Annotated in this window: 16 protein-coding genes; 8 read left to right on the top strand and 8 right to left on the bottom strand. The window is 76.2% G+C overall.

Annotated elements, in window-relative coordinates; genetic code table 11:
- Nucleotides 1-16 precede the first annotated feature (16 nt).
- From ACFY00_RS22420 to ACFY00_RS22410, 3 genes are all read left to right on the top strand, one after another.
- Nucleotides 17-526, top strand: coding sequence for a hypothetical protein (locus ACFY00_RS22420; RefSeq protein ID WP_388033222.1), 510 nt, complete (start codon nt 17-19; stop codon nt 524-526).
- A 37-nt stretch (nt 527-563) separates the two neighbouring features.
- The gene (locus tag ACFY00_RS22415; RefSeq protein ID WP_388033221.1) at nt 564-857 is read left to right on the top strand and encodes a hypothetical protein; all 294 of its coding nucleotides are present in this window, start codon (nt 564-566) and stop codon (nt 855-857) included.
- A gap of 260 nt (nt 858-1,117) precedes the next feature.
- The gene (locus ACFY00_RS22410; RefSeq protein WP_388033220.1) at nt 1,118-2,140 is read left to right on the top strand and encodes a DNA gyrase subunit B; all 1,023 of its coding nucleotides are present in this window, start codon (nt 1,118-1,120) and stop codon (nt 2,138-2,140) included.
- Between the two features lie 4 nt (nt 2,141-2,144).
- Here ACFY00_RS22410 and ACFY00_RS22405 read toward each other — a convergent pair whose 3' ends face one another.
- Together ACFY00_RS22405 and ACFY00_RS22400 are read right to left on the bottom strand one after the other, a co-directional pair.
- A complete protein-coding gene (locus ACFY00_RS22405) occupies nt 2,145-2,825 on the bottom strand; it encodes a B3/4 domain-containing protein (RefSeq protein ID WP_388033219.1) in 681 nt (226 codons plus the stop codon).
- 30 nt (nt 2,826-2,855) lie between these two features.
- On the bottom strand, nt 2,856-3,728 hold the full coding sequence (locus ACFY00_RS22400) for an EamA family transporter (protein ID WP_388033218.1): 873 nt from the start codon (nt 3,726-3,728) through the stop codon (nt 2,856-2,858).
- A gap of 153 nt (nt 3,729-3,881) precedes the next feature.
- Here ACFY00_RS22400 and ACFY00_RS22395 point away from each other — a divergent pair, with 153 nt between their 5' ends.
- The 3 genes from ACFY00_RS22395 (at nt 3,882) to ACFY00_RS22385 (ending at nt 6,192) form a co-directional block, all read left to right on the top strand.
- Nucleotides 3,882-4,523 (top strand): GNAT family N-acetyltransferase, encoded by a 642-nt coding sequence (locus tag ACFY00_RS22395; protein WP_388033217.1) that lies wholly within the window; start codon nt 3,882-3,884, stop codon nt 4,521-4,523.
- Nucleotides 4,524-4,714: 191 nt separating this feature from the next.
- The gene (locus ACFY00_RS22390; RefSeq protein ID WP_388033274.1) at nt 4,715-5,557 is read left to right on the top strand and encodes an undecaprenyl-diphosphate phosphatase; all 843 of its coding nucleotides are present in this window, start codon (nt 4,715-4,717) and stop codon (nt 5,555-5,557) included.
- Nucleotides 5,558-5,742: 185 nt separating this feature from the next.
- Entirely contained in the window at nt 5,743-6,192 is a 450-nt protein-coding gene (locus ACFY00_RS22385) for a VOC family protein (RefSeq protein WP_388033216.1), read from the top strand.
- 76 nt (nt 6,193-6,268) lie between these two features.
- On the opposite strand, the gene ACFY00_RS22380 is transcribed toward ACFY00_RS22385, so the two are convergent.
- The gene (locus ACFY00_RS22380) at nt 6,269-7,258 is read right to left on the bottom strand and encodes an ArsR/SmtB family transcription factor (protein ID WP_388033215.1); all 990 of its coding nucleotides are present in this window, start codon (nt 7,256-7,258) and stop codon (nt 6,269-6,271) included.
- A gap of 84 nt (nt 7,259-7,342) precedes the next feature.
- Here ACFY00_RS22380 and ACFY00_RS22375 point away from each other — a divergent pair, with 84 nt between their 5' ends.
- Nucleotides 7,343-8,539 (top strand): MFS transporter, encoded by a 1,197-nt coding sequence (locus ACFY00_RS22375; protein WP_388033214.1) that lies wholly within the window; start codon nt 7,343-7,345, stop codon nt 8,537-8,539.
- Between the two features lie 6 nt (nt 8,540-8,545).
- On the opposite strand, the gene ACFY00_RS22370 is transcribed toward ACFY00_RS22375, so the two are convergent.
- The 4 genes from ACFY00_RS22370 to ACFY00_RS22355 form a co-directional block, all read right to left on the bottom strand.
- On the bottom strand, nt 8,546-9,046 hold the full coding sequence (locus ACFY00_RS22370; protein WP_388033213.1) for a YfbM family protein: 501 nt from the start codon (nt 9,044-9,046) through the stop codon (nt 8,546-8,548).
- A gap of 32 nt (nt 9,047-9,078) precedes the next feature.
- The gene (locus ACFY00_RS22365) at nt 9,079-9,840 is read right to left on the bottom strand and encodes a DUF1775 domain-containing protein (RefSeq protein ID WP_388033212.1); all 762 of its coding nucleotides are present in this window, start codon (nt 9,838-9,840) and stop codon (nt 9,079-9,081) included.
- A 54-nt stretch (nt 9,841-9,894) separates the two neighbouring features.
- The gene (locus ACFY00_RS22360; RefSeq protein WP_388033211.1) at nt 9,895-11,322 is read right to left on the bottom strand and encodes a HEAT repeat domain-containing protein; all 1,428 of its coding nucleotides are present in this window, start codon (nt 11,320-11,322) and stop codon (nt 9,895-9,897) included.
- A gap of 268 nt (nt 11,323-11,590) precedes the next feature.
- A complete protein-coding gene (locus tag ACFY00_RS22355) occupies nt 11,591-13,075 on the bottom strand; it encodes a hypothetical protein (protein ID WP_388033210.1) in 1,485 nt (494 codons plus the stop codon).
- Between the two features lie 444 nt (nt 13,076-13,519).
- On the opposite strand from ACFY00_RS22355, the gene ACFY00_RS22350 reads away from it, so the two are divergent.
- On the top strand, nt 13,520-14,680 hold the full coding sequence (locus tag ACFY00_RS22350) for an aminoglycoside phosphotransferase family protein (RefSeq protein ID WP_388033209.1): 1,161 nt from the start codon (nt 13,520-13,522) through the stop codon (nt 14,678-14,680).
- Between the two features lie 21 nt (nt 14,681-14,701).
- Here the strand turns inward: ACFY00_RS22350 and ACFY00_RS22345 are convergent, their stop codons facing one another.
- Entirely contained in the window at nt 14,702-15,844 is a 1,143-nt protein-coding gene (locus ACFY00_RS22345) for an acyl-CoA dehydrogenase family protein (RefSeq protein ID WP_388033208.1), read from the bottom strand.
- Nucleotides 15,845-15,894 lie beyond the last annotated feature (50 nt).

The raw sequence follows: 15,894 nt of genomic DNA, 5'->3' as shown, positions 1-15,894 counted from the left end.
GGGGTAGCGTGACGGGGTGGCAGAGCTCGACCTCCTCTTCCGGGCCTTCGTGAACTTCCGGGAGCACCGCTTCCCCGACCCCCGGGCGCACGGCTTCCGCTGGGTCGACCTGAAGTCCTTCCGGTTCGCGCCGGACCGCCCGGACGCGGCCCTGCTCGCCGCCCTCGTCGCGCACGAGCAGTTCCGCGACGACTACGCCGGGGGCGGCGTCGAGCCCGAGGGCCTGCGCCACAGCCCCTACTGGCTCCACGAGGTCGGACCCGGCGCGTACCTGCCGGTCGGCCGGGCCGAAGCCGCACGGACCCTGGCGGAGTGGGCGGGCGACGGCCTCCCCGACTCGCTGGAGGCCGCGCTCGACGCGACGCTCCGGACGGTGGTGGACTCGGCCGACCGCCGCTACCGCCTCCCCGACCTGGGCGCCGACGCCTTCCACGACTGGGGCGGCGTCCACGGCGAGTTCCACGAGTACGTCGCCGTCGACGACGACCGGCGGGTCCTGACACTGCTCGTCGCGGCCGACGACTGATCGCACGCTCCACCCCCGACTGCCCTAGGCTCTCGGGATGATCACTCTTCAGGTCCGTGGCGAGAATGGGACGATCAAGGCACGCGCCCGGCACGGGGTCGCCTGGGGGCCCGAGTTGGCCGCGCTCGACCAGTCGGCGTTCCCGATGCTGGGGCACCTGCTGCCATACGCGGACACCGTCTTCAACAGCCGTCAGGTGATCACCCTGCTGGCGGAAGTGCCCCGCCTGCCCCCGGGCGTGCTCACCGAGGAGTTCACCCGCGAACTCCTGGCCCTGAGCCGGGCGGTCCTCGACGGACCGCACCGCTACCTGTGGTTCGTCGGCGACTGAGACGACCGGCCACCGCCCCTCCCGGGGCCGGAAAATTCCCCGGATTCCCGCTCCCCCGGCCGCCCGGAAAGCCCCCTTCCCGACCCTCCGCCGCACCGCCGCGCCCCCGGCCCCCACCTCCCGGTGCGTGGCGGTCACCGGGCCGCGCAACCCCCCGCCGCGGGCCGCACAGCCCTTCGCCACATAGCCCCTGACCTGGTGTTTTCCTGATTTTCCCCTAGGGTTGGCGGCACTGCGGACCACGTCGGAGGGGACACGTGATGACCGAATACAACGCTGCGCGCATCCAGGTGCCGGAGGGGCTGGAGGCGGTCCGGAGACGGCCGGGGATGTACGTCGGCTCGACCGAGGGGCGCGGGCTGCACGCCATGGTGCACGAGCTGGTGGAGACGGCCGCGAACGAGGTGCTGCAGGGACGGGCGAGCCGCGTCGCGGTGACCCTGACCGCCGACGGCGGGGTGCAGGTGAGCCACGACGGCGCCCAACCCTACGACCGAGAGTCGGTGTTGACCACCCTTGCGGCTCCATGGCACGTCTCGGACCGGCGACAGATCGCCGGGAGCGGCACCTGCCCGGCCGCGGCCAACGCGCTCTCCGCCCGGCTGATCGTGGAGGAGCACCGCGACGGCGTGGCAGTTCACCGGGCTTACGTCCGCGGCGGGTTGTCCACCGGACCGACCGGGAGCGGCCCCGCCGACCGCACCGGCACCACGATCACCCTCCACCCCGATCCGGAGATCTTCGAAACGGTGGCGTTCGACCGCGACACCGTCGCCGAGCGCCTGCGCGAACTCGCTTTCCTCAACCGCGAACTGGACCTCACCCTCACCGACGAGCGCACCACCCCGCCACGCACCGAGCGTTTCCACCACCCCGCCGGACCGGCCGACTTCACCACCCACCTCGGCGGCGACCCCGCCGAGACCCTCGTCGTCGAGACCGAGGACGCCCGCATGGGCGGCACCCTCGACGTCGCCCTCTCCTGGACCGGCCGCGGCGGCGTCCACGGCTACGCCAACAGCCGCCGCACGGAGGAGGAGGACAGCACCCACCTGCAGGGCTTCCACCGCGGACTGGCTGCCGCCCTGGGGCGGAGCGGTCCACCGCCCGGCCTGACCGCCGTGGTCTCGGTGAAGCTCGACGCCCCGGAGCTGAACGGCGCCACCCGCCGACGGCTCGACAACGAGGCCGTCCTGTCCTGCACCGCCGAGGCCGTGCAGCGCACGGTGGAAGCCTGGCTCGCCGAACACCCGGAGCGTGCGGCCGAGTTGGCGGTCGGCTGACGCCTCAGCCCAGGTGCCGCACCGTCACGCTCTCGCTGTGCGGCGTCAGCAGGGCACGCAACTCCTCGGTCGCAGCGGCGAGTTCCGGGACGTCGCCGTCCATGGTCTCCAGGACGAACAGGACGTCCGTGGCGTGCTCGGTGACGCGGGTGCGGTGGGCGTCGCGGTGGTTCCAGTGGCGGGTGAGGACGCCCGTCGCGTCGGTGTAGACCACCTCGCCGGGCTTGGGGTGTTCGACGGTGTCGGGTTCGCCGAGCGGGGTGAACCGTTCGGTGCCCTCGGCGAAGCGGATCTCGACGGGCCCGTCGACCGCGGCCAGGTCGAACGCCCCGGCGGGGAGGGCGTGCCGGACGGAGACCGCGTTGTAGGAGTCGACGGCGGGGTTGATCCGGGGCAGCGCGCCCTGCTTGGCGAGGCGGCGGCCGAGCGCGTCCGCGCTGGGGCGGACGCGGCGCGGGTTGGTGCCGAAGGCGCGGTACGCGGCGTGCCAGGCGGCGATCCGCGGGTCGTGCTCGTCGGCGGGGTGCCAACTGCCGTCGGCGAGTTCGGCCTCCAGCCGGGCGAGCGCGGCCTCGGTGGCGGGCCACGGCCCGGTGGCGCCGCGGACGCCGCGGGCGGTGAGGACGACGATCCGGGCGGCGGGGAAGGCCGCGGCGACGGCGGGGTGCAGGTGCAGGTCGGTCACGGGAAGGAAAGTCCTTTCGGGCGGGGAGTGTCAGGCCAGGGCCAGCAGGCCGACCGCGAGGGCGGCCGCGCCGAGGCCGGCCACCTGGCCGCGGTGGATGCGTTCGGCGAGGACGGTGCGGGCCAGCAGCACCGTGCCGGTCGGGTAGAGCGCGGTGACCACCGCGACCACGGCCAGGTCGCCGCTGCGCGCGGCCAGCAGGAACAGCACCCCGGCCAGCGAGTCGAGCGCCCCGGCGGTGGCCGCCAGACCGTACGCGGGGCGCTCGGCGCCGAGTCGGCGGCGCCACAGCAGGACGGCGGTCAGGGTCAGGGCGGAGGTGACGGCGCGGCCGACGATCAGCGGGGCGACCCCGCTGCCGGACGGCGCCTGGTGCAGGCAGACCAACTGGACGGCGATCGCGGCGCCCGCGCCGAGCGCCAGCAGCAGCGCGCGACGGCTCGCCCGCACCCGGCCACCGCCACCGCCCTCGCCGCCACCATCCTCGCCGCCGCCACCCGGCCCCGCGCTCACCAGCACCACCGCGGCCAGCGCCAGCGGCAGCCCCAGCAGCCCGGCGGCGCCCAGCCGCTCGCCCTGCAGCAGGCCGACGGCGACCGGCAGCATCGCCGAGACCAGCGCCGTCACGGGCGAGAGCACGTTCATCGGGCCGATCGCCAGCGTCCGGTACAGCAGCGCGAACGCCGCGGCCGAGGCCGCCCCGGAGGCCGCGCCCCAGCCGACCGCCCCGGGCTCGAAGCGGGCGCCGAGCAGCGGCCAGAGCAGCAGTTCGACGGCCAGGCTGGCGGGCGCGGCGACCAGCACGGTGCGCAGCACGTGCGCGCGGCGGGCGCCGAGACCGCCGAGGAAGTCGGCGCAGCCGTAGGCGAGGGAGCTGCCGAGGGCGAGCAGCAGAGCGATCATGGCACTTCCCGGGTGGTGAGGCGGAACAACTCGGACGGTACAACAGAGTGAACGCATCAGGCCAACAGACTGATCGCTGCGCGCATTCCCCACCCGCCCGAGCCCTCCGGAAACCGCTTGCCACCCCCTCCCCCACGGTGCTCTGCTCGCCCGGTGACCGACCTCCGCCTGCGCACCGAGCGCCTCGTCCTGCGCCGCTTCTCCCCCGCCGACCTGCCCGCCGTCACCGCCCTGTGCGGCGACCCGGAGGTGATGCGCCACCTCGACGACGGCCGCCCCGTCCCGCCCGACCGGGTCGCGACCGAGCTACTGCCCGGCCTGCTGCGCGAGTACGCGGAGCTACCGGACGGACTGGGCCGCTGGGCACTGGAAGCGCGGGCGACGGCGCAGGCGGCGGAGCCGGGGACGGGAACCGGGACGGAGGGCCGCTTCCTGGGCTGGGCGGCGCTGCGCCCGCCGTCCTCGGTCGGCCTGGTCGGCCCGGAGCGCCGGGACGGGGACGTGGAGCTGGGCTACCGCCTGCTGCCCGCCGCCCGGGGCCGGGGGTACGCCACCGAGGCGGCGGCCGCGCTGGTCCGCGCCGCGTTCGCGGAGCTGGGCGCCGAGCGGGTGGTGGCCACCACGATGACGGTGAACACGGCCTCCCGCCGCGTCCTGGAGCGGGTCGGCCTGCGCCACGTCCGGACGTTCCACGTCGACTGGCCGGACCCGATCCCGGGGAGCGAGCACGGCGACGTGGTCCACGCCCTGACCCGCGCCGAGTGGGCGGCGGGGCGGGCCGGAGCGGTCCGATGAGCCGGAATTGTCACTGATCGTCCCTTTGCGATCTTCAGGACACCCGGACCCCTTATCATCTGGCCGCACCGGACAGCCCCGAGCCGCGCCGGACCGCCCCACGAGCGAAACCCCACGAGCGACCCCACGAGCGAACAGGAAACCGCCATGCTGAGCCTCCGAGAGATATCCGCGGCGGGTGTCGTCCGGTGATCGACTGGTTCCACGCGGCCGTGCTCGGCCTGGTGCAGGGCCTCACCGAGTTCCTGCCGGTCTCCTCCAGCGCCCACCTGCGGGTCTTCTCGGCCCTGGCCGGCTGGGACGACCCGGGCGCGGCGTTCACCGCGGTGACGCAGCTGGGCACCGAGTCCGCGGTGCTGATCTACTTCCGGCGCGACATCGGCGCGATCGTCAAGGCCTGGACGCTGTCGCTGTTCCGGGCCGAGTGGCGGCGCGACCAGAACGCGAAGCTCGGCTGGTACGTGATCGTCGGCACGCTGCCGATCGGCATCCTCGGCAAGCTGTTCCAGGACACCATCGAGACCACCCTGCGCGACCTGCGCCTGATCGGCACCACGCTGATCGTCTTCGGCGTGGTGCTGGCGATCGCCGACCGCTCGCGCGCCGTCCGCAACGCCCGTCCGATCAGCGCGCTGAACTTCCGGCACGCGCTGGTCTACGGCGGCGCCCAGTCGCTGGCGCTGATCCCGGGCGTCTCCCGCTCCGGCGGCACGATCAGCGCGGGCCTGTTCCTCGGCTACAGCCGGGAGGCGGCCGCCCGCTACTCCTTCCTGCTCGCCATCCCCGCCGTACTGGCCTCCGGAGGTCTGGAGCTGCTCAAGATCGGCGACGGTCCGGCGCCCGCCTGGGGGCCGACGATCCTGGCCACCCTGATCGCCTTCGCGGTCGGCTACGCGGCGATCGCCTGGTTCCTGAAGTACATCTCGCACAACAGCTTCACGCCGTTCGTGGTCTACCGGATCCTGCTCGGCATCACCATCATCGTGCTGGTCACCGTCGGCATCCTGGACCCGAACGCGGGCGCCGTGCACTGACGCCCCCGCAGCACCCCGCGCACCGCCCCACGGGGACGGCCCGCCGGAACCCCCCGGCCGGACCGTCCCCGTCGCCGTCGCCGCCCCGTCCCGCCGCCCCGTCCCGCCGTCCCCGCCACCGGGCGACGCGCCGGGACACCGAAGATCGTTGCCGCTCGATCTGATGTGCGATTAAATCCCTTGGTATGACGCTCACTTGGAAACTCGTCGTGGACAGCCGGGACTCCGCCGAACTCGCCGAGTTCTGGGCCGCCGCCCTCGAGTACGAGGTCGAGGACCCGACCGCGCTGATCGACGACCTGCTCGCCGCCGGCCGACTCCCCGCCGCCGCGGTCCGCGAGCACGGGGGCCGCAAGCTGTTCCGCGGCTACGCGGCCGTCCGCCACCCCGAGGACCCGGCCGACCCCGCGAGCGGCGTCGGCCGGGGCCGCCGGATCCTCTTCCAGGACGTCCCCGAGGCCAAGCAGGGCAAGAACCGGCTGCACATCGACGTCCACTCCGGCGGCGAACTCGACGCCGTGGTGGCCCGGTTGGAGAAGCTCGGTGCCACCCGGGTCGAGGAGCAGGACCAGGGCCCGGCCGGCCACTGGTGGGTGATGCGCGACCCCGAGGGCAACGAGTTCTGCGTCGCCTGAACCGGACGCCCGAACCGGTCGACCGGCTGGAACCACCCGGCCGGAACCACCCGACCGGAACGCCCGGCGACCGGCCTCAGCGGGCGCCCGGCCCCGCCACCAGCCGGTCGCCCAACTCGGTGCGGTGGTAGAGCACCCGGCGGCCCACCCTGGTCCGCTCGACCAGGCCGCTGTCGCGCAGGATCGCCAGGTGCCCGCCGACCGTGCCCACCGACTGGGCCAGCAGCAGGGCGAGTTCGCTGGTGGTGGCGGGCGTCTCCAGGTTCCGCAGGATCTGCGCCCGCCCGCCGCCGAGCAGCCGGGCCAGCGTCCGCCCGTCCCCCGTCCGGCCGCCGCCGCCCTCCTCCCCCGTCCCGCGGGCCGGGTACACCATCGCGTACGGGCGGCCCGGCGCCTCGCACAGCCAGGAGCTGCGCTGCGCCGTGACCGGGACGAACAGCATCCCGTCCGGCCCGACCCGCCGGTCCGGCCCGGGGCGGTCGCCGAACCGGATCGCGTCCGCGCCGACCCAGGCGCTGGTCCGGTTCATCAGGTGCAGGGCCCGCGGCCAGCCGTGCGCGGCCAGCAGTCCGGCCCGGTGGGTGACGTCGCGCTGCAGGGCGGCCCGCCGGGCGGGCCAGTCCGCCGCCAGGTGCGCGTCCCAGACCTCGCGGAACAGCGCGGCGGCGCGGGCGCCGTGACCGCGGCCGGTGAGCCCGTCCAGCCGCTGGCCCGCCCAGGCGTGCGCCCGCGAGGTGCGCAGCCCGGCCTCCGCCACCTCGTCCGGCACCCGCGCCACCTCGGCGAGTTCCGACTCCAACGTGGTCCCCATGCCGCCGCCCGGCGGCAGCGTCAGGTGGTCCGGCAGGTACTTGGTCGCCGCGATCAGCTCCACCAGCCCCCGCGCGTACCCGTCCCCCGCCAGCCGGGCCAGGAACGCCGGGCGGTGCCGCTCCCACCAGGCCGCGGCCCACGGTTCGGCGTGCGGACGGGCCAGTTGGACGACCGCCGCCAGCGTCTCCGCGAACGGCGACAGCGCGAACCTGGACCGCGACAGCGCGAGCGAGTCCAGCCGCAGCACGACCACGGCGCCGCCCTCCCCCCCTCGATGGCCTTTCGGCGGATCCCGAAACGATAGAGCCGACGGCCCGCGGGCTCCCAGACTCTGCGGGTGCTTCCACCTCTCCTTCACCACCCCGGTTTCCGCCGCTTCCTGCTGGGCCGGACGATCTCCCTGCTGGGCAGCGCGACGGCCCCGGTCGCGCTGGCCTTCGCCGTCCTCGACGCCACCGGGCGCCCCGCCGACCTGGGCGCCGTCCTGGCCGTCCGGACGGTGCCGCTGCTGGGCCTGATGCTGCTCGGCGGCGCGGTCGCCGACCGGCTGCCCCGGCGCACCGTCCTGGTCGCCACCCACCTCGGCGCGGGCCTCAGCCAGGGCGCGGCCGCCGCCCTGCTGCTCACCGGCCACTACGCGCTCGGGCCGTTCGCCGCCCTGGAGTTCTGCAACGGCGCGCTGACCGCCTTCACCGCGCCCGCGCTGCGCGGCGTGCTGCCCGAACTCGTCCCGCCCGGGCAGCTCCGGCCCGCCAATGCCCTGGTGGGCCTCGCCGCCAACGCCGGGAAACTGTTCGGCCCGGCGCTGGCCGGACTGCTGGTCGCCGGGGCCGGGCCCGGCTGGGCGGTCGCCCTCGACGCGGCGAGCTACCTGCCCGCCGCTTACTTCCTGGCCCGGCTCCCGGCCGGACCCGCCCGCCCCCGACCGGCCGGTCTGCGCCGGGAGCTGCGCGCGGGCTGGACGGTCCTGCGCCGCACCCGCTGGATCTGGTGGACCACCTGGTCCTGCTGCGCGACCAACCTGCTGCTCGTCGGCCCCTGGCAGGTCCTCGGCCCGGCGCTCTCCGGCCCGGCCCTGTGGGGCGTCCTGCTCGCCGCCCGCGGCGCCGGGCTGCTGCTCGCGGACACCGCCGCCTACCGCCTGGCGCCCCGCCGCCTGCTCGCCACCGGCCAGCTCGCCGGGCTGCTGCTCCCGCTGCCCCTGCTCGCCCTCGGACGGCACGGGCCCGTCCCCTGGCTGCTGGCCGCAACGCTCGCCTCCGGCCTGGGCCTGGCGCTGTCCGCCACCGCCTGGGACACCTCGCTCCAGGAGCACCTGCCGAACGAGGTCCTCTCCCGGGTCTCGGCCAACGCCGACGTCCTCGCCTACCTGGCCATCCCGCTCGGCCAGCTCGCCTGCGGGCCGCTCACCGCCCGCTACGGCGCCCCGGCCGTGGCCACCGCCGCCGCAGCGGCCCAGGCCGCCCTCGTCCTGCTCCCGCTGCTCTCCCCCGCCGTCCGCCGCCTCCCGCACGCCGCCGCGGCCCCGGCCTGAGCCGGGTCAGGAGTACCAGACCAGCGACCCGTGCCGGTAGCGGGCGGTGCGGGTGAGGTGGCGCAGCAGGCCGGCGTGGTGGGCGGCGAGGTACTCGAAGGCGAACGGGTCCCGGCTCCAGAGGCCGACCGGGTAGACCCCGGCGGCGGCCAGGTCGGCGGGGTCGAGGCCGTCGACCAGGGCGGCGAAGGGCACCGCGGCCAGGACCCGCGCGGCGTCGGCGACCCGCTCCGGGGTCAGCAGGGCGGGCGGCCCGTAGCCCCAGTCCTCGTCCCCCGGGAGGGCGTCGCCGCCGTGGACCACCTCGGTCGGCAGGCCGTGCCGGGCATACAGGTGAGCCAGGCCCGCCCAGGCCTTGCCGGTGTCGTGGAAGCGCAGTTCGGCGGGGCCGCGCCGACGTTCCTGCGCGGCCTGCTCGGCCTTGAACTCCCGGGCCCAGCCGGGCACTTCGAGGGCCCGGGCGATCTCGACGGGGGCCAGCCGCAGGTAGCTGCCGATGATGCTCATGGAGGGCGATCCTGGCAGCCCCCGCCGACAGGTCAGGCGGAGGGGGACTTCCGGCGGCGCAGCACCAGGGCGACCAGCGTGCCGAGGACGGCGACGCCCGCGACGCTGCCGAGCACGACCGCGGTGGTGCTGGTGCCGTCACCGGTGCCGTCCGCGCCGTCCTTCGGGGCCGCGGCCGCCACGGAGGGCGGGGCGGACGGGCTGGCGGGTGCGCTCGCGGCCACCGAGGCCGACGCGGAGGCCGGGGCCGAGGCCGGCGCGGACGCGCCGGCGGACGGGGTGGCCCCCGCGAGCGGGGTCGCGCCGGGGGCGGCCGGGCGCAGGGCGAGCGTCGGGGCGGGGTGCTCCGGCTTGCCGCCGTTCTGCGGGAGCTCGATCCAGCGGTCGGTGTGGCCGTCGGAGTAGTCGACCAGGGTCTTGAAGACCAGCGAGTCGGTGTTCGGCAGCTGCCGGACCTTGACCGTCCACTCGGCGGCCGCGCCGGGCGCGAGGGCGGGCCCGGCCACCGCGTAGCCGTCGGCGGTGGGCGTCAGGGCCCAGCCCTCGGGGGCCTTGACCAGGGTGACGTCGGCCGGGGCGAGCCCGCCGGGCAGCACCACCTTGACGTCCGCGATGCCCGCCGTGGAGGACTCGCCCTCGGCGGAGAAGGCCACCTGGGCGTCGACCGCGAGGGCCTGCGCGGTCGAGGAGTCGACCTCGACGTGCGCCGCCGCGGCCCCGGCCGCGCCCAGCACCAGGCCCAGCGCGAGGGCGGCGGGTACGACGGACCGGCGGAACGCTCGTGATCGCTGCATGGCCGACGATCCTACCGGTCGCGGACCACCGGCCGCAGGCCATCGGCCACGGGCCTACCGGTCGCGCGCCGTCAGGCGGCCGCGGACGGCGGCGTGCACCTCGGCCTCCTCGGCCGGGTCGGCGGCGAGCCGGCGCAGGCGTTCGAGGACCCGGACGTCGCCGGTGGTGGTGACGTGGGTGGCGGCGAGCTCGCGGGTGGACTCCTCGCAGTCCCACAGGCACTCGACGGCCGGTCCGGCCCCGAAGTGGGGGTCGGTGACGGCGAGCGCCTGGGCGGCGCGGCCGCGCAGCTCGGAGGAGGCGGCTTCGCCGTAGACGTGCCGCAGGGCGGGGACGGCGCCGGTGGCGTGCAGGCGGCCGACGCCGTCGACCAGGCTGCCGAGGGCGGCGCCGGTGACGCCGTTCAGCGAGATCCACTGGTGGAGTCCGGCGACGACCAGCGGGGCGTCGCAGGCCTCGCCCGCGTCGGCGAGGAGGCGGACGGCGGCCTGGGCGAGGGCGCTGTCCGCGCCGCCGGTCGCCGGGTCGGCCCAGCGGCGGGCGTGCGCGAGCGCCTCGGGACCTCGCATCCGGCCGAGCAGCTCCAGCGAGGCGCGGACCACCCGGTGGTCCAGGTCGGCGGCGGCGGTCTCGATCAGGGCGGCGGCGGCCGGGTCGCGCTGCTCGACGAGGTGCCGGAGCGCGGCGCAGCGGGCGCCGGCCGGTCCGTGCGCGGCGGCGTCGTGCAGCAGTGGTGCGTCCTCGGGGCGGACCACGGCGGTGAGGCAGCGGGCGGCCGCGGCGGCGCGGCGGGCGAGGGCGTCGGGTGCGGCGCTGTCGCCCTGGTCGGCCCAGGCGAGCACGTCGGCGGTGGACCAGCCGGGGGTGACGCCGGGGCGGTTCAGTTGCCGTTGCCACAGGTCGAACGGCGACTGCTCGCCGGCGGCGGCGACCCGCGGGTGGTGGGCGGCCCACAGCCGCCACGCCCGGGGCTCGTACGCGGCGCGGACGGCTTCGCGCAGTTCGGCGTCGCCCTCCGGCCCGGCCGGGAAGCGGTCGAGGACGGCGGGGGCGAGGGCGAGCAGGGCCTCGTCGGTGTCGCGCAGGGCGAGCTCGTCGAGGGCCCAGGCCCAGTTGGTTCCGGTGGTGGTGTAGGCGCGCAGCAGGTCGAGGGCGTCGCGACGGCCGTAGCCGGCCAGGTGGCCCAGGACGGCGAGGGCGAGGCCGGTGCGGGCCTCGTCGGTGTCGAGGCTGTCCTCGGGCGAGTTCAGGTGGAGCTCGATGCCGGTGAGGGGGGCTTCGAGCTCCATGTAGAGGCGTGCGTAGTAGAGGGAGCGGTTCTCGACCTGCCAGTCGGCGCGGGGGTCGTTGGTGACGCAGGTCTCGACGGCGGCGATCGCCTCGTCGCGGTCTGCGGCCAACGCATGCAGCTGCCCGTCCCCGCGGCCTCTCTGCAGGAGGCCGAGGAGGCTGGCGCTGGGCGCTATCACTGGCTCGAACATGAGGTCAGCATCCGTTGCGGCGGTCGTCGTGGCAACGGGATTTCCGTCGCCGGGGGTCGGTTGGCACAGCTCAGGCGCCCGGGCGCCGGAATCACCGAAGGTTACCGCCTGGGTGGCCGATCCGCACACAGGGCAACGGATTTCCCCTGCGTGACCGCGACGAACCGGGTCCGTCCGTACCGGATCGACCCCTTCCGCAATGGGACGTGCGTTCGGGCACGAATCGGATCGGCCCGCAGCCGGGAAAGGGCTCCGGGCCGACGGGCCGTCAGACCGTCCGGGGGCCCCGCGGCGCGGGGAGGGCCGCGTGGATCTGCTCCCGGAGCTCGGCCACCGCGGGCAGCCCCTGGTAGCGGGTGGAGAGGCGGTACATCTCGCGCAGCCGGTCCCAGGTGCGCTTGGAGGAGGTGTCGTTGATCGAGGCGAGGGCGAGCTTGGCCTGCACCTGGGCCTCGTCGGGTTCGCCGGAGATCCAGTGGATGGAGGCCAGGTTGATCCGGTCGAGCAGCGCGGAGCGCTCCCGGCCGGTGGCCTGGCGCAGCCGGATCGCGGTCTGGGCGTGCCGGAGGGCGAGCGGGACGGCGCCGGGGTCGTGCTCGGCGAGGGTGCGGTAGACCAGGGCCTGCATGCCGTGCAGTTCGGCCTCGTTGAACAGCTGCATCCAGCTGGGGGCGGGTTCGGCGGCGTCCTGGACGAAGAGCTCCTCGGCCTCGCCGAGCACCCGGCGGGTGGCCTCGGAGCGGCCGAGCGAGGCCTGCGCCCAGGCTTCGACGGTGTGCAGCATGGCCCGGGTGCGCGGCTGGGTGCCGTCCTTCGGCCCGGCGCTGGCGTTGGCGAGCTGCATGAGTTCGAGGGCGTCGTCGGCCCGGCCGAGGTGGAGCATCTGGCGGGCGGCCCGGGAGATCGCCTCCCCGGCCCGGGGGCGGTCGCCGGCCTCCCGGGCGGCCTGCGCGGCGATCACGAAGTAGCGCTGGGCGGTGGGTTCGAGGCCGACGTCGTGGGACATCCAGCCGGCCAGCACGGCGAGGTTGGCGGCGACCGTCCAGAGCCTGCGCTCCAGCGCGGGCGGGTGGCCGTGGGTGAGCAGGCCGCCGACCTCGTTGAGCTGGCCGACCACGGCCTTGCGCTGGAGCCCGCCGCCGCGCGAGGCGTCCCAGGCCCGGAACACCTCGACGGCGCGTTCCAGGGCGGCGACCTCCTCGTTGCCGACCGGGCCGGGTTCGTAGACGTCGAGGACGGGCCGGGGCCCGCCCCGGGTGGGGACGTGGCGGGGGCCGGGACGGGCGGCCGCCTCCGCGACGGCGCCGCCGGTCAGCCAGTCGTGCAGGTTGTCGGCGATGACCGCGCCCGCCGCGAGGGCGGCGGAGGCGCCGACCAGTCCGCGTCTGTTCAGCATGAGGTCCATTCCCGTGAACTCGGTGAGGACCGCGGCCGTCCGATCCGGTGCCCAGGGCTCCTTCGGCGGTGCTGCGCTGCTGCCGGACCTGGTGGGCCGGTGTCGTTCGAGACCTAGGTCCTCGGTGGTGACGACACGGCCGAGCCGCTCCGTGAACACGGCGGCCAGCACCCTCGGCACCGGGTCGCGCGGGATCTCTCCCTGCTCGATCCAGCGCCGGACCCGGGAGGTGTCGGTGGACAACTGCTGCTCGCCCATCGCGGCACCCCGCCGGTTGACCAGCCGGGCCAGCTCGCCCTTGGACCATCCGGTCAGGGCGAAGTGGTCGGCCAGTCTGGTGTTCGGCCCCTTGCTCAACTGAAGCCCCCAGGATCCTCGGCTGGTCACCGACCCTAGTGGCTCTGTCACATGCCAGGCGACCATTCGCCAGGGTTCGCCAGGGTGCGCTACGTGGTGTGCCAGTGCCGTCCGGGTGTCAGGTAGGTATGCGCCACCCCGGCTTCGCACCGGAACGGCCCCCGACCGGCTCGGACTCCACTCCGACGGTACGTCAGGCGGCCGTCCGGGAGCGGCGTTCCGGGGGGTGGCGCGACCGGGTGGCGCGGGGGCGCCGGGCAGGGCGCGGTGGAGGTCGGAGCGGTCGCACTCCCCAGGGTGCGGGCGGTCCGGCGCACCGTCGGCCGTGCCCGGCGCCCGCGCCCCACCCGGCGGCCCGGCCCGGCAAGGACCCGGGCCCGCGCGTCTCCCAGCACCACCTGCTTTCCGCTGTGCCGCCGGTCAAGGAAGGACCCTCACCAGCCCATGTACTCCACACCCAGCACCGGTACCCGTTCGTCGTCCCCGACCGGGGCGGACGCCGCGACCGTACGCCAGTCACGCTCCCCCCTGCGCCCCCCGACCGCCGGTGCGGGCCGTCCCGCGCCGCGCGGCGCCGAGCTGCGCGACCCGCGCGGGCGCACCACCCTGGTGACCCGGCCGCTGGTCGACCAGGCCGGGCGGCTGGGCCGTCCCGGCGCGGTCCGGGCCCCGGAGGCGTTCGTGGACCGGGTGGACCCGGCCGCGCTGCAGACCCCGGCGGTGCGGGCGGTGCTCGCCAACGTCGCGCGGATATGTCCGGCGTTCCTGCCGCGCCAGGTGCTGCGCGAGGGCAGCCGGCACATCCTGATCGCGGGCACCATCGGCCGGGCCCCGGTGGTGGCGAAGTGCCTGGCGCCGGCGGCGCTGCGCGGGGAGCGGGCGGAGCAGCTGATCGAGCGCTTCCACCACGAGGTGGCGGTGTACCGGGCGTTCGTGCGGCACCGTCCGCCGGTGCGGCTGCCCCGGCTGGTGGCGGCCGACCACGACCGCTGCGTGCTGGTGCTGGAGCGGGTGCCGGGCCGTCCGGCGGCCCGCGAGCGGCACCCGGTGAACGCCCCGACGCCGGGCGAGGTGCGCGCGGTGCTGGGCGCGGTGCGCACGCTGAACCTGTGGCGCCCGCCGACGGACGTGTTCGGCAAGCCGATGGACTACCAGACCGAGATCGCCCGGTTCCACTCGCTGGGCCTGCTGACCGACCGGGACGCGGGCGACCTGCGCGGCCTGCTGCACGGCCTGTCCTCGGTGACGTGGCAGCTCAACCACGGCGACGCGTTGCTGGGCAACGTGCTGCTGGCCCCGTCCGGCCCGGTCCTGCTGGACTGGGAGCAGGCGGGCTGGTACCTGCCGGGCTACGACCTGGCGGTGCTGTGGAGCGTGCTGTCGGGCGACACCGCGGCCCGCCGCCAGATCAGCCAACTCGCCCAGTCCGGCGGCACGCTGGCCCGGGACGCGTTCCTGGTGAACCTGGTGCTGGTGCTGATGCGGGAGCTGCGGCTGCACGACGTCCCGGGCGCGGGCGAGGAGCAGCGGATCATGATCCGCCGGCTGTACGACGACGCGGCGCTGGCCCGCCGCGCGGTCCGCGCGGCGGTCGGCACCCGCTGAGTCGTCGGCGCCCGCCGGGTCTCAGCCGTCCAGCAGGGCTTCGCCGAGGGCGTCCAGCACGGCGTCCTCGGCGGGCAGTTGGGTGCGCAGGCTGAGGGTGTCGCGCAGGTGGCGCTCCAGCGGGTGGCGCCGGTCGAGGCCGGTGCTGCCGGTGAGGGTGAGGGCCCGCTGCACGGTGTCGCCCGCGGTGCGGGCGGCGAGCAGCTGGACGGCGGGGGCCCGGGTGGCGGCGGCCGGGTCGGCGTCGGTGCGGGCCGCGAGGCCGTGGACGAGTTCCTCGGCGCCGGTGAGCGCGGCGGCGAGTTCGCCGAGCGGGCGGCGGTGGGTGGCGGCGGCGCCGCGCAGCCGTCCGGCGGACCAGTCGAGGGCGGCCCGGGCGGTGCCCAGCAGGACGGCGGCGAGGGCGAGTTGGTGCCAGGCCGCGGCGACCGGGTCGGGGGCGAGGGCCGCGCCGCGGGGCAGCAGGGCGGCGTCGGTGCCGATCCGGGCGTCCTCCAGCAGGACGTCGTGTCCGGCGGCGGCGCGCAGGCCGAGCTGGTCGGCGGCGGGGTCGATCTCCAGTCCGGGGCTGTCGGCGCGGACCAGGAACAGTCCGGTGCGGGGCTGCGCCTCGGCGGTGCGGGCCTCGACGACCAGCCAGGCCAGCGCCTCGGCGCCGGGGCAGTGCGGGGCGCGGCCGTCGAGCCGCCAGGCGTTGCCGTGCCAGTGGGCGGTGACGGCGGGGGGCCGCCCGGCCGGGGCGCGCAGGGTGCCGACCAGGGCGGGGCCGCGGCGGGACTCGGTGAGCAGCCGCCGGTACAGCGCGGCGGGCCAGGGCGCGGTGCGGGACTGTTCGGCGTGGTGCAGCAGGGTGTGCGCGGTGAGCAGGGCGACGGAGGCGTCGCCGCGGCCGAGCCGGGCCAGCACCCGGACGGTGTCGGCGAGTCCGGCGCCCGGCCCACCGTGGCGGCGGCCGACGGTGAGGGTGAGCAGTCCGGCCTCGTGGACGGTCTCGACGCCCTGGTAGGGGAAGGTGCCGTCGCGGTCGTGCTCGGCGGCGCGGGCCGCGAGCAGGTCGACCACCCGGGGCAGCCGGGCGAGCGCGCGCTCGACGGCGCCTCCGTCGGCGGGGTCGGTGGTGGTCGCGGGGGTGGGGACGGTCGGCTGCGCTGCGGTGCGGGTCATGGCGGTGGCCTCCGGGCCGGGCGGCGTGGGTGGGGTCGGGCGTCCTTGAC

The organism is Kitasatospora sp. NPDC001540, assembly GCF_042894345.1.
GTDB lineage: Bacteria > Actinomycetota > Actinomycetes > Streptomycetales > Streptomycetaceae > Kitasatospora > Kitasatospora phosalacinea_C.
Note: the sequence above shows the minus strand (reverse complement) of the source record. Positions and strands in the feature narration are given on the sequence as shown.

Coding starts and splice junctions, on each gene's coding strand:
- ACFY00_RS22345 (WP_388033208.1), bottom strand. CDS start 15,844: ATGACCCGCACCGCAGCGCAGCCGACCGTCCCCACCCCCGCGACCACC.
- ACFY00_RS22360 (WP_388033211.1), bottom strand. CDS start 11,322: ATGTTCGAGCCAGTGATAGCGCCCAGCGCCAGCCTCCTCGGCCTCCTG.
- ACFY00_RS22365 (WP_388033212.1), bottom strand. CDS start 9,840: ATGCAGCGATCACGAGCGTTCCGCCGGTCCGTCGTACCCGCCGCCCTC.
- ACFY00_RS22350 (WP_388033209.1), top strand. CDS start 13,520: ATGTACTCCACACCCAGCACCGGTACCCGTTCGTCGTCCCCGACCGGG.
- ACFY00_RS22370 (WP_388033213.1), bottom strand. CDS start 9,046: ATGAGCATCATCGGCAGCTACCTGCGGCTGGCCCCCGTCGAGATCGCC.
- ACFY00_RS22410 (WP_388033220.1), top strand. CDS start 1,118: ATGACCGAATACAACGCTGCGCGCATCCAGGTGCCGGAGGGGCTGGAG.
- ACFY00_RS22415 (WP_388033221.1), top strand. CDS start 564: ATGATCACTCTTCAGGTCCGTGGCGAGAATGGGACGATCAAGGCACGC.
- ACFY00_RS22400 (WP_388033218.1), bottom strand. CDS start 3,728: ATGATCGCTCTGCTGCTCGCCCTCGGCAGCTCCCTCGCCTACGGCTGC.
- ACFY00_RS22385 (WP_388033216.1), top strand. CDS start 5,743: ATGACGCTCACTTGGAAACTCGTCGTGGACAGCCGGGACTCCGCCGAA.